This is a genomic window from Lutibacter aestuarii (assembly GCF_042676885.1).
GTDB classification, from domain to species: domain Bacteria; phylum Bacteroidota; class Bacteroidia; order Flavobacteriales; family Flavobacteriaceae; genus Lutibacter; species Lutibacter aestuarii.
This window is the reverse complement of record NZ_JBHTIC010000007.1, coordinates 1-12,945: the sequence shown is the minus strand read 5'-3', so window position 1 is coordinate 12,945 and position 12,945 is coordinate 1. Positions and strand designations below refer to the sequence as shown.

Genomic DNA, 12,945 nt, shown 5'->3' with positions numbered 1-12,945 from the left:
AATAAACAAAAAAATGAATATTCCAGCAGATTTAAAATACACTAAAGATCACGAGTGGGTTAAAATTGAAGGTGACACAGCAATAATTGGTATAACACACTTTGCGCAAAGTGAGTTAGGAGACATTGTTTACGTAGACGTAGATACTGTTGATGAAACTATTGATAAAGATGAAGTTTTTGGCTCAGTTGAGGCCGTTAAAACAGTATCTGATTTGTTTATGCCATTATCGGGAGAAGTTACAGAATTTAACGAAACATTAGAAGATGAACCAGAAAAAGTTAATGCAGATCCTTATGGAGATGGATGGATGATAAAGGTAGCTATTTCAGATGCTTCACAAATTGATGAATTATTATCACCGGAAGCATACAAAGAGTTGATAGGAGGGTAATTTTACTTTTTAAAAACAGTTATCATCTAAGGTCTTTTTTACTTAGAAAATTTAATAGTCCAATGTATAAGTTAACTAAAAATACATTGGGCTATTTGTGTTAGGTAATAGTTCTCAACTACTTATTATGGCATAGTTATTGAAGTTTTTAATGAGAAAAACTACTAGATAATGAATGAAATTGAGTATTATTTTTTTCATTCTAGTAAGCGCTATAGCTGTGTTGGTAATTTTAACAGTGTTTTACAAAAAAAATAATGTAATAAAAAAAAATTACTTGCATAAGTTGTTTTAAAATTATTAAATTAGCGAACTATAAAAATTTTCACAGATGCAGATTAAAAAGAATCCAAAAGCAAATCTAGAAAACTATACCAAGATATTTATGCAGTTAGGTTTAGTTTTAGCACTTTTGATAGTGTACTTAGCTATTGAAAAAAAGACATATGATAGAGTTATTGGTGATTTAGGACCAGTGGTTTTAAACATGGATGATGAAGAACAAACAATAGAGATAGAGCAAGTTAAACCACCAGAGCCAAAAACTCCTCCGCCACCAACACCAGATAAAATCGAAGTTGTTGAAGATGAAGTAGAAGTAGAAGAAACTGTAATTGAATCTACAGAAACAGATGAAGATGAAGCTATTGAAGTAGAAGAAATTATTGAGGTTGAGGAGGAAGAAGAAGTAATGGAAGATGTGCCTTTTGCAATTATTGAAGATGTGCCTATTTATCCAGGTTGTAAGGGTTCTAAAGCAGAATTAAAGGCTTGTTTACAGGATAAAATCACAAAACACGTAAATAGAAAGTTTAACTCTGATTTAGCATCCGATTTAGGTTTGGCTCCAGGAGTTAAAAAGATTTTTGTGATGTTTAAAATTGATAAAAATGGTAATATTACTGATGTAATGGCGCGTGCACCTCATAATAGATTAAGAGATGAAGCTATTAGAGTAGTAAAATCTTTACCAAAAATGATTCCTGGTAAACAGAGAGGACGTCCGGTAGGTGTTAAATACAGTTTACCAATTGCATTTAAAGTTGAATAGTTGCTATAATAACTAAAGTTATAAATTAAAAGCCATCTTTAAAAGATGGCTTTTTTTATTCTGAATTATTGCAAAAAGTAAACAAAACGTATTAAAATTCTTTTTTTATATTTGTTTAAAAGCTGTTGATATGAAAAATGTTTTAATTCTTTGTTTTTTTTTAGTAGTTGATCAAATTACCTCCCAATCTATAATAGTTAAGGATACAATTACTAGATCAGCTGAAATTATTTATTCTGTTAATGGAAATAAGGTGTCGTTCAATCCAGAAACACCAGAACTTAATCAAATAGCCGGAGCACCTAAAGCTTTTTACACGTATTATTGGGAGTTTGGGGACGGTGATTATAGTTTTCAAGAAAACCCAAATCATACATATAAAACGAAAGGAACTTATAAAGTAAAACTTTCAGTAACTAATAATTATGATGATGGAAAACCACCAACAACACGTCCAAAAGAAATAACATTTAATAACACTGCTTCAGAAATTATTCAAAATGAAAGTCATCATTTGATAAGTGCTTATGGAGGTTTTAGATTGCAAACTAACCGAGACCCAATTCCTGAAGAGGAAATGCAAATGATACTTAGTTATGGTAATGAAAACCCGTTTCCAACAAATGGGAAAATTTATCTTTTTTTTAATGAGAAAAAATATAAGGATAAAAACTTTGATTTAGTTGATGTTAGATTGCATCATAATGAACAAGAAGTTTCTGAAGAAAATATTGCTTCAAATTATACTTCAAAAAAAGAGCTAATCCAAACTACAGGAATCACAACATTTATTGATGAAAAATTAATGGTTGTAGATACTTTAAAGCAAAATTTACCCTTAACTTTAGAAGAAGCTAAAGCATATTATCAAGATTTTAAAGTGTATGATTTTGACAATCTAGAGTCAAACGAAGAACGCAATATGTTTTTTACCTTTAAAACTACCCCTGAAATGTTAAAAGATACAAGTGCTGTTATTACAATTAGAAGTATCTACATTCCTGAAAGAGGAAATGACTCACATAAAGTACTAACTAAAGAAATGGAGATTGTAACTTCACACGATCCAAATAAAATGGCAGTTTATGATACACGTTTAAATTATAGATTGGTTAGGTTTAAGAGATTAAAATATAAAGTTCGTTTTCAAAATGATGGAGAAGGACCAGCTCGTTTAATAAAGTTAAATGTAGATGTTCCTGAAATGTTAGATAAATCCTCATTAAAAGTTATTGATATGTACCCAAAGTGCCCTATTTGTCCAGAAGAAGAGGTGCAATACAGTTGTTTGGATACAATTATTTCTAAAGATAAAATTTCATTTCAATTTAAAAACATTTACTTGCCTGGAACAGCTCAAAAAGGAGTGCATGATAAAGATTCAACAAAAGGGTTTGTGAAGTATTCAATGAAATTTGGAAAGAATTTTCACAAACAAAAATCTAAAAGTAGAACGGCCATTATTTTTGATAAAAATGAACCAATTATTACCAATGCATCTACTTCAAGGTTTTCTCCTGGAATTTCAATTGGAGTTAAAGCAGGTTATAATAGTTTCCCAGATTTAAACAATTCTGAATCTTATTTTTTAGGAGCTACTATTTCACCCTACAAATCATATAAAAAGTATTTGCAAGCCGAATTGATGGTTAATTCAATGAAGTTTTCTGATGTTACTAATTCAAATCAGGAGCTAGGGATTGTTGATTTACCTGATGGAACTATAATAGATAGTGCAATTAGAATAGATGAAAAAGCCATTGAAATAGCATTGTTAAACGTTGATATTGTACCTATTTCTTTTAGATATAATTTAAACGGAATAATAGGTTTAGGTGTTGGTACACAAATTTCTTTTGATATAAATAACGAAGTTACAAGCACAACAAAGTCTAATTATTATACTTTTTATAATAAACGAATTGGGGATCCTATTGAGGCTTTAAATAAAACAACAATTGATAAAACTAACAATTCATTTACAAATATTAATTATGGCATATTTGGAGATATTACGGTAGGAGCTTCTAGGATTGGACCTAGTTTAGGATTTCGTTATATCTATAACTTTCAAGAACCTAAAAAACAGCTTCATTTTTATGCAATTTGGAAAATATAAACGCAAATTATGTTAAAAAAATGGATGTTTTTAAGCTTAATATTGATTTCATTTCTTACGGTTGCTCAAACTTCAACAGATTACTTTAAGATTTTAAAAGACTCCTTAAAACAACAGAATAATTTTTCCGAATACATTTATGCACATTTAGATGAATTTGTGAAGAAACCAACCACAGAAAATTTAAACATTCTAAAAACTGTTGAAAATAGTTTATGGAGAAATCCAAAAACTACAATTGAAGCCACAGCTTTATTGTATTATTATGTTAATTATGCGTATTACCTAAAAAAGATGGGATTTATTAATGAATCGGTAATACACTACGAAAAAGCCTATAACTGTTATAAAAAAAATAAAATTCCAAATTACGATATTGTTGAATATTGTTTAAAACCTTTAGCAAATAATTATACTAGATTAGGTGATGCCGATAGGGCTGAAGATATTTTAAAAATATATATAGAACAAGCTCAAAAAAACAAAAATAAAAAGCATCTAGTTTCAGGATATTCAAACTTATCTATAGTATTAAGAACTAAAGGAGAGATTTTTAAGGCTAATAAATATTTAGATTTAGCATTAGAACTAACAAACTCCAAACAAAGTAAATCTTTCATTTATTCAAATATAGCCATCAATTATTTACTGATAAATGACTTAAAAAATGCTGAAAAATATGTGAGTTTGTCGAGTAAATTAAATGTTGAGAACGATTTAAAAATAACAGTTAAAAATGAAACCACTTTAGGACGCTATTTTTTTGAAAAAAATAAATTAGATAAAGCTTTGCATCATTTTGAGAAAGGATTTAAGAATGCTAAAACTATTTTTGGGAAAAATGATAGAGAAGTAGCAAAAGTAATGCTCCAAATTGCTGAGGTTTATAAAAGGCAAAATAATTATGATCAGTCACTGTTTTGGTATCAACAATCCATAAGCATTTTGTTGCCTAAATACTCTCCTAAAAACCCTAATACAAGTTTCTTTTATCCTGAAAACACATTAAAAGAAGCATTTGATGCGAGATCAATTATTTTTAGTGAAATTGGAGATTATGAAAGTGCTATTAAAAACTATGAATTGGCTTTTTTAATTGAAAATGAGCTCAGAGCAACTTATTTAACACAAAACTCGAAACTATTGCAGCAACAAGAGAATAGGGATAGAAGTGAAAAGTGTATAGAGCTGTGTAATAAATTATATATTGAAACTAATGAAGTAAAATGGATTGAAAAGGCATTTGAATTTGCTGAAAAAACAAAATCTGCTGTGTTGTTGGAGGCCAAAGAATTGGCTATGGAAAAAACGTTGCTAAAAAATGATAGCATATTCATTAAAGAAAAAAACACCTTATTTGAAAAAGCACAATTAAATAAAAGTATTGCTTTAGAGGAACTGAAAGGAGAAAATGCAAACATCAATGAGCTTTCAAAATTAACATTAAAAAGAGATGAGGCGTTTAACGAATTACAATTAATTAAAGAGCAAATACGTATAAAATACCCAAACTTAAGTACTCAAAATAATGATGAAACACTATTGATAGAACTTAAAGAAAAATTGATTAAAAACAATGAACTAATTATAGAGTTTTTCGATGGTACAAATAATATTTACGTATTTAGTATTTCAAAAAATGAACCTATAAAACTACATACGATACCAAAAAGTGAAAAACTAATAAATGAAATCAATCACTTTTTAAGTTTTTTTGAAGATAGCAGAGGTGTAAAACTTCAAAATAATATTCAGCAGTATAAATTATTGGGATACCAATTGTTTCGTAAATTTTTTAAGGCTGAACCATATAAAAATGTTATTTTAATTCCTGATGGGCTGCTTTCATTTATTCCATTTGATGCGCTACTGACTAAAGAAACTGAGGATGTAAATTTTGGTTCACTACCATATTTAATTAAATCAACCACAATAAATTATTCATATTCTGCAAAAATCGCACTGCAAAATTTAAAGACAGCTGATAAGTTTACAAATGATAAAATACTCGGATTTTTCCCCATTTTTGAACATAATTATAGAGGGTTAACGGAACTTGATTTTACCTTAAAAGAAGCAAGTAATATTAAAAATGTTATAAATGGTGATTTTTTTATAAAATCTAACGCTACAAAAAATAATTTTCTTCAAAATAGTCATTTGTATCCAATAGTTCATTTATCTACTCATGCATTAGCTGGCGATAATTATTCGCCACCTTCAATTGAATTTTATGATGAAACCTTGTATTTACCAGAAATTTATGGATATAATTTACAAACAAACCTCTTAGTTTTAAGTGCTTGTGAAACTGGAGTGGGAACACTTCGAAGAGGTGAAGGAGCTATAAGTATGGCTCGGGCATTTTCTTATGCAGGTGTTAAAAGCTTGATAGTTTCTTTATGGAAAGTGAACGATAAAGCAACAGAAATATTAATGACTGATTTTTACAAAAAGTATAAAAAATCAGAAAATAAATCAGCATCTTTACACAATGCTAAATTAGAATATTTAAAAAATGATGAAATATCTTCGTTAAAAAAGTCTCCTTATTATTGGGCAAGTTTTGTGTATTTTGGAGATTCAATAGTTGATGATAAGAAAACTTTTTATATAGAATGGTTAGTACTTATTGGAATTATATTTGCAATTGGATATTTTCTTTTAAAAAAGAGTAGATTTGACTCCAAATAAACAATGAATGAAATTAAAGAATCTTCTTTTAAGACAAGGGTACACAAAGGTTAAACTTAAAAAGATTAACACAAATCATTTTGAACTGAAAGCTAAAATAAACAAAGTAAAAGGTAAGTTTATCTTAGATACAGGTGCTTCAAACTCATGTGTTTCAATAGATTTGGCTGATAAGTTTCATTTGGAATTACAAGATTCAGAAACGAAAGCAGCTGGTGCTGGTGCTATAGGTATGGAAACTAAAACATCTTCCAAAAATAAACTTGAATTGAAAGAATGGAATTACAATAGTTTTAATTTAGTATTGATTGATTTATCGCATGTAAATACAGCCTTAACTGAACATAATGCTGATGCCGTAGATGGTATAATTGGCGCCGACATTTTAGAAAAAGGCAGTGCTATAATTGATTATGAAACAAAAAGTTTATATTTAAAAAAGCTAGTTTATAAATACTAGTTAAGCAGTTTTAAATCTCCAAGTAAGAATTCCGCCTACCATAAGTGTGTCTCTTTTTAGGCATTTACCATAATGCATATTAATAAATAAGTTATTTGACAAAATATAACTTAGACCTCCCACAACTAAGTTAGAAGTTAACTCTTTTTCGGCAATCACACCATTATTTTCTATAAATAGTTGAAATTTGTTAGTTAAGTTATAACCAAGGTTAGAAACATATTGAGTTGACTTAGATTTATCTGAACCAATAAAATACCTAAAATTATAATTTAGAATAATTTTTTCAGAAAGCTTATTAGACATGTTTATTGAAAACAAGTGAGCCATTCTTTTAATGATATCATTTTCGTTAAAAGGAATTATTGACCTATATGTGAAAGAAGTTTCAGGAATAATTTTATTTCTTTCCAATATATTTACCACAGTCCCTAATTGAATTTTTTTGATATGGAAATTGGAGGAAATTAATTCATTATTATAATAAGAAGATTCACTGTTGAAAGGAGTAACCATTTGTAGTTCAACACGTTCATTAAACCCATATCTAAACAATGCGCTAGGCAACGACCATGATGTTGATTTTTCTAACTCATTTTTTTGAATAGTTTGAAATGAAGCTAATTCAACTTGAAAAATATCCTTATTAACAATATTAGAATATATTATTGTTTGCGCATTAGTTTTCAGGAAAAATAAGGATGTAATAATTAGTAAATTAAAAGAAAATGTTCTCATTAAATTGTAATTATAACTGTAGGACAAAGCTAATTTTAACTAATTTTAAAAAGAATGACAATTATCAATAATGTAAAAAATAAATCATACACAGCTTTTAAATTATTATATATATAATAAAAATATTATAAAAATAGTAAAATCATATTGAAAATAATATTAAAGCTCAAAAGCATATGTAATAATTCCGCCAACATAAAACATATGATGGTTAATTCCATTGGCGATAGATATATCTACCACAAAATTTTGATTAAAGTTGTATCCACCTCCTAAATTTAAGTTGTGAGAAATTAATTTTTGATGATTAAAATCGCCAAAGTTTTCGATAAAAAAATGTATTTTAGAACTGGCTTCAAAAGTAAAATTTGCGATATAAAAACCTGATTTTGAGTTGTCAGTATTTTCAGCATAGCCAATATTAGAATTGAAAGTAAGTTTATTTGTTAGTGTGTTACTTAAATTAAATGAGCACAATTTGCCAACTTTATGTATTTCAAATTTTGAATCAGTAGGAAGTATTGCTCTAATCATTAAAGATGCTTCTGGAATCCAATTTTTTTCTTGCCATAAGTTTATTGAAAAACCAACCTGAATATCATCAAACTTATTTAAAGAGTGTATTAAGTGGTCATTTTCCCATAACCTTTCTTTAATAATTGGAGTATTTAATTGCAGTTCTAATTGACGCGTAATACCAAATCTAAATAATGCGCTTGGAATGCTTATTGATTCCAATTTAATAGATTTTTCTTTTTGTATGGTATATAGAGATTCTAATTCAATTTGCAATAAATTTTTTGCTATTGAGGAAGAGGGTTCTACTGTTTGAGCAATTAAACTATTTATAAATAAAACACTTATAATGAAGCTTAGTATAAATTTATACATTTTTAGTGGACGTTAAAAAATCAAGACAAATTTATTTTTATTAAGTCTAAATAAAAATGATTTTTATCACACTTCATAAAAAAAGCCTAAGGAATTTTCCTTAGGCTTTAAAAAAGTTTTTTATTATTGGTTTAAAGCTCTAAAGCTTTTTTAGGATTGTTCTCCATTAAAATTTCAATAGGGTTTTCTAGGGCTTCTTTAACAGCAACTAAAAAACCTACAGATTCTCTACCGTCAATAATTCTATGGTCGTAAGATAGGGCAACGTACATAATTGGTCTTATAACTACTTCTCCATCTACAGCAACGGGTCTTTCAACAATATTGTGCATTCCTAAAATACCACTTTGAGGAGGGTTAATAATTGGGGTTGATAACATAGAACCAAAAACCCCACCATTAGTAATTGTAAAAGTTCCGCCTGTCATTTCATCAACAGTAATTTGTCCATCTCTAGCTCTAATAGCTAAACGTTTTACTTCGCTTTCTACGCCTCTAAAACTTAAATTTTCAGCATTTCTTATCACAGGAACCATCAACCCTTTAGGACCTGAAACGGCAATAGAAATATCTTGAAAATCATGAGTTATTTTGTAATCTCCATCAATCATAGAATTTACATCAGGATACATTTTTAAAGCTCTTACAACAGCAAGGGTAAAGAAACTCATAAAACCTAAACTTACACCGTGTTTTGCTTTAAAATCGTCTTTAAATTCTTTACGTAAATCAAAAATAGGTTTCATGTCTACTTCATTAAAAGTAGTAAGCATGGCAGTATCATTTTTAACTGAAACTAGGCGTTCTGCAACTTTTCTACGAAGCATTGATAATTTTTTACGTTCACTACCACGTGTTCCTCCTGCTGGAGTTCCCATGCTTGGAGTTGCTTTTACAGCATCATCCTTGGTAATTCTACCATCTTTTCCAGTTCCAGTTATTTCAGAAGCAGAAATCCCTTTTTCAGCCAATATTTTTTTGGCAGCAGGAGATGCGCTTCCACTAGCATAAGTTTGTTGATGTTCAGTAGGTTTTTCTTCTGTTTTAGAAGTTTGTATAGGTGTTGATGCTTCGGTAGTAGCTTCTGATTTACCTTCGGGTTTTTTAGCATCCATATCAATTAAACACACAATGGCGCCAACTGCAACGGCATCGCCTTCTTCAGCTTTTAAAGTAATAACTCCACTTTCTTCAGCTGGTAATTCGAGTGTTGCTTTATCAGAATCTACTTCTGCAATTGGTTGGTCTTTTTCAACATAATCTCCATCTTCAACTAGCCAAGTTGCAATTTCTACTTCTGTTATAGATTCTCCTGGAGAGGGAACTTTCATTTCTAAAATCATCTTTCTGTAATTTTGATTTTTTTATCTTTTCAAAAAGAAAAGAATTTAAATTATTTTATTAGTTAGTTTCAAATACTTTGTCAATAATACGTTGGTGTCTTCTTTTAAATCTTGCTGATGAGCCTGCAGCTGGTACTGCATAAAAAGGCTGTGATGCAACTTCTAAATGAACCAATCTAAAACGTTGTAACATATAACTCCAAGCTCCCATATTTTCTGGTTCTTCTTGAGCCCAAACGTAGTTTTTAACATTAGGGTACTGGTCAATTATTTGCTGTAATTTTTCTAAGTGCAATGGGAATAATTGCTCAATTCTAACCAAGGCTATATCTTTTCTATCTAAATTAGTTCTTTCAGCTAACAAATCATAATAAAATTTTCCTGTACAAAAAACTAACTTTGTTACGCTTTCTGGATTTATGGTATCGTCAATAACTTCTTGAAATGAACCATTAGCAAATTCATCTAAAGTAGAAACCGCTAATGGATGACGTAATAAACTTTTGGGTGTAAAAACAATTAAAGGTTTTCTGTACGTACGTTTCATTTGACGGCGTAGCAAATGATAAAAATTGGCTGGAGTTGTACAATCTGCAACAATCATATTATCGATGGCGCATAATTGTAAAAAACGCTCCATTCTTGCCGATGAATGTTCAGAGCCTTGACCTTCATACCCATGAGGTAGTAAAACTACAATTCCATTTTGAAGTTTCCATTTATCTTCTGCAGCAGATAAATATTGATCAAATATAATTTGAGCACCATTACTAAAATCTCCAAATTGAGCTTCCCAAATAGTTAAAGTGTTTGGGTTTGCCATTGCATACCCATAATCAAAACCAAGAACACCGTATTCTGAAAGTAATGAATTGTAGATATACATTTGTCCTTGTTTATCATCAATGGTGTTTAAAAGATTGATGCGTTCTTCTGAAATTTCATCTCTTAAAATAGCATGTCGATGACTAAAGGTGCCACGTTCAACATCTTGACCAGAAATACGAACATCAAAACCTTCTTGCAGTAAACTTCCGTAAGCTAAGGTTTCTCCCATTCCCCAATCAATTTGATCGGTTTCAAAAACCATTTTATTACGATCGCGTAAAATTCGTTCTGCTTTTCTTAAAAACTTAACTCCATTTGGAACCGTTGAAACAACTTTAGCAATTTCTTTTAGTTTTGTTTTAGAATACGAAGTATTTTCTGAAATCAGCATGGCTTCAATACCTTTTCTGGCAAATTCTTGCCAAGTATCTTCCATAAACTCTCGTACTTTAGAAGTTTCAGCTTTTTTAGAAAGTTGGTATTCTTTTTCTAATAAATCTTTAAATTCGGCAATAGATTCGTTTAAATAATTAGCATCTATAACTCCTTCAGCGATTAATTTTTTGGCATAAATATCTCTAGGGTTGCTATGTTTAGAAATGGCTTTGTATAAGTTTGGTTGTGTAAAACGAGGTTCGTCACCTTCGTTATGTCCATATTTTCTATACCCTAATAAATCAATAAAAATATCACGTTTAAATTGCATTCTAAATGCTAATGCAATTTCTATAGCATGCACAACAGCTTCTACATCATCAGCATTTACATGTAGTACGGGTGATAGTGTTACTTTTGCAACATCTGTACAATAGGTGCTTGAACGACCGTCTAAATAATTAGTGGTAAAACCAATTTGATTGTTTACAACAATATGAATTGTACCTCCTGTAGTATAACCATTTAATTGGCTCATTTGAGTAACTTCATACACCAATCCTTGTCCTGAAATGGCGGCATCTCCATGAACAATAAGAGGAAGTAGTTTGGAGTTATTTCCGTTGTAGGTTTTGTCAATTTTTGCTCTAGAAATTCCTTCAACTAAAGGGCCTACAGTTTCTAAATGTGATGGGTTAGGAACTAAATTCATTTTAAGTTCCTTATTATTTTTAAGTGTTTTAGTGGTGGTTAATCCTAAATGGTATTTTACATCGCCATCAATAGTTTCATCTTCAAAATCTTTCCCTTCAAATTCACTAAATAATTCACGAATAGGTTTTCTGAAAATATTTGTCAAAGTATTTAAACGCCCTCTATGAGCCATTCCAAGCACAAATTCATCTACATCGTAGATTTCAGCAGCATTTCTAATAATTGCACCAATAGCCGGTATTAAGGCTTCACCACCTTCTAAAGAAAATCGTTTTTGGCCAACATATTTAGTTTGTAGAAAGTTTTCGAAAGTAACGGCCTGATTTAATTTTTGAAGAATGTATTTTTTTGCTTCTGCTGAATAATTAGGATGATTAGAATTTGGGTTTAATTGTTTTTGAAACCATTTAATTTCTTTAGGATTTCGAATGTACATATATTCAACTCCAATTGAATCACAATAAATAGTTTCTAAATGCTTAATAATTTCTTTAAGCGTGTTTTTACCTGAACCTACAATATTCCCAGCATCAAAAACAGTATCCAAATCTTTTTCAGATAAACCGAAGTTTTCAATAGCTAGTGTAGGAGTGTATTTCCTTCTTTCACGAACAGGATTTGTTTTGGTGAATAGGTGGCCTCGGGTTCTATAGCCATTAATAAGGTCTATTACTTTAAATTCTTTTAATACATTTTCAGGAACTTCAAATTCTTTTTCAGTGTCTTTTAATGTATATTTTTCGTTGGCAAAGTCGTATCCTTGAAAAAAACTTCGCCAGCTGGGTTCAACCGAATCAGGATTAATCAAATACTGGTCATATACATCAGCAATATGCCCTGAATGAACAGCATTTAAAAATGAAAATTTATCCATATTGTTAGTTAGTAGTCAATGTTTTATTATAATGCAACAAAAATACAACTTTTACCAAAACAACCATTTTAATTAAGCTAATTTTGCAATAATTATATTATTTGTAAATTTTAACTAAAGTTGTTGTTAAAGTAGTTTTAAGTAAGCATTTTTTAAGTGTTTATATGAGAACTTTGTAAAAATTTTAATGCTTTGTGGTGTTTAATAAATAAGTTATTTTCAAGGAGTTATATTGGTGTAAAAAAATAGCTTAAAAAAAAGTGTAATTTTTTTTAAAATTTCTTGCAAAAAGAAGAAAAGCTTGTATATTTGCACTCGCAAAAGAGAATAAATTCCTCCTTAGCTCAGTTGGTTAGAGCATCTGACTGTTAATCAGAGGGTCCTTGGTTCGAGCCCAAGAGGAGGAGCAACACAGAAAGACCTACAAAATGTAGGTCTTTTTTTATGGTTTAAACATATTTATG

The 12,945-nt window shown here is 29.6% G+C and carries 9 protein-coding genes and 1 tRNA gene; 6 read left to right on the top strand and 4 right to left on the bottom strand.

Annotated elements, in window-relative coordinates; translation table 11 throughout:
• The first annotated feature begins 13 nt into the window (after window positions 1-13).
• The 5 genes from gcvH to ACFQZW_RS07185 all read left to right on the top strand — a co-directional run bounded on the left by gcvH (window position 14) and on the right by ACFQZW_RS07185 (window position 6,718).
• Complete coding sequence (gene gcvH, locus ACFQZW_RS07205; RefSeq protein ID WP_298265832.1) at window positions 14-394, top strand: glycine cleavage system protein GcvH; 381 nt, start codon at window positions 14-16, stop codon at window positions 392-394.
• A 331-nt stretch (window positions 395-725) separates the two neighbouring features.
• On the top strand, window positions 726-1,445 hold the full coding sequence (locus ACFQZW_RS07200) for an energy transducer TonB (RefSeq protein ID WP_298265834.1): 720 nt from the start codon (window positions 726-728) through the stop codon (window positions 1,443-1,445).
• A gap of 130 nt (window positions 1,446-1,575) precedes the next feature.
• Window positions 1,576-3,564, top strand: a complete 1,989-nt coding sequence (locus tag ACFQZW_RS07195) for a PKD domain-containing protein (protein ID WP_386782058.1) — start codon at window positions 1,576-1,578, stop codon at window positions 3,562-3,564.
• A 9-nt stretch (window positions 3,565-3,573) separates the two neighbouring features.
• Window positions 3,574-6,258 (top strand): CHAT domain-containing protein, encoded by a 2,685-nt coding sequence (locus ACFQZW_RS07190; protein WP_372801817.1) that lies wholly within the window; start codon window positions 3,574-3,576, stop codon window positions 6,256-6,258.
• A 7-nt stretch (window positions 6,259-6,265) separates the two neighbouring features.
• Complete coding sequence (locus ACFQZW_RS07185; protein WP_298265840.1) at window positions 6,266-6,718, top strand: retropepsin-like aspartic protease; 453 nt, start codon at window positions 6,266-6,268, stop codon at window positions 6,716-6,718.
• On the opposite strand, the gene ACFQZW_RS07180 is transcribed toward ACFQZW_RS07185, so the two are convergent.
• The 4 genes from ACFQZW_RS07180 to ACFQZW_RS07165 form a co-directional block, all read right to left on the bottom strand.
• On the bottom strand, window positions 6,719-7,456 hold the full coding sequence (locus ACFQZW_RS07180; RefSeq protein ID WP_386782054.1) for a transporter: 738 nt from the start codon (window positions 7,454-7,456) through the stop codon (window positions 6,719-6,721).
• Window positions 7,457-7,615: 159 nt separating this feature from the next.
• On the bottom strand, window positions 7,616-8,347 hold the full coding sequence (locus tag ACFQZW_RS07175; protein ID WP_386782053.1) for a transporter: 732 nt from the start codon (window positions 8,345-8,347) through the stop codon (window positions 7,616-7,618).
• 131 nt (window positions 8,348-8,478) lie between these two features.
• Window positions 8,479-9,690: a 2-oxoglutarate dehydrogenase complex dihydrolipoyllysine-residue succinyltransferase gene (gene odhB / locus ACFQZW_RS07170; protein WP_386782052.1), complete on the bottom strand. Its 1,212-nt coding sequence runs from the start codon at window positions 9,688-9,690 to the stop codon at window positions 8,479-8,481.
• A gap of 58 nt (window positions 9,691-9,748) precedes the next feature.
• A complete protein-coding gene (locus tag ACFQZW_RS07165) occupies window positions 9,749-12,481 on the bottom strand; it encodes a 2-oxoglutarate dehydrogenase E1 component (protein WP_298287899.1) in 2,733 nt (910 codons plus the stop codon).
• A gap of 333 nt (window positions 12,482-12,814) precedes the next feature.
• Between ACFQZW_RS07165 and ACFQZW_RS07160 the strand changes: the two genes are divergently transcribed.
• Window positions 12,815-12,888: transfer RNA gene (locus ACFQZW_RS07160), tRNA-Asn, on the top strand.
• Window positions 12,889-12,945 lie beyond the last annotated feature (57 nt).

Bases quoted from the DNA above. Each gene is read 5' to 3' on its own strand.
- gcvH (WP_298265832.1), top strand. From the start codon at position 14: ATGAATATTCCAGCAGATTTAAAATACACTAAAGATCACGAGTGGGTT.
- ACFQZW_RS07200 (WP_298265834.1), top strand. From the start codon at position 726: ATGCAGATTAAAAAGAATCCAAAAGCAAATCTAGAAAACTATACCAAG.
- ACFQZW_RS07195 (WP_386782058.1), top strand. From the start codon at position 1,576: ATGAAAAATGTTTTAATTCTTTGTTTTTTTTTAGTAGTTGATCAAATT.
- ACFQZW_RS07190 (WP_372801817.1), top strand. From the start codon at position 3,574: ATGTTAAAAAAATGGATGTTTTTAAGCTTAATATTGATTTCATTTCTT.
- ACFQZW_RS07185 (WP_298265840.1), top strand. From the start codon at position 6,266: ATGAAATTAAAGAATCTTCTTTTAAGACAAGGGTACACAAAGGTTAAA.
- ACFQZW_RS07180 (WP_386782054.1), bottom strand. From the start codon at position 7,456: ATGAGAACATTTTCTTTTAATTTACTAATTATTACATCCTTATTTTTC.
- ACFQZW_RS07175 (WP_386782053.1), bottom strand. From the start codon at position 8,347: ATGTATAAATTTATACTAAGCTTCATTATAAGTGTTTTATTTATAAAT.
- odhB (WP_386782052.1), bottom strand. From the start codon at position 9,690: ATGATTTTAGAAATGAAAGTTCCCTCTCCAGGAGAATCTATAACAGAA.
- ACFQZW_RS07165 (WP_298287899.1), bottom strand. From the start codon at position 12,481: ATGGATAAATTTTCATTTTTAAATGCTGTTCATTCAGGGCATATTGCT.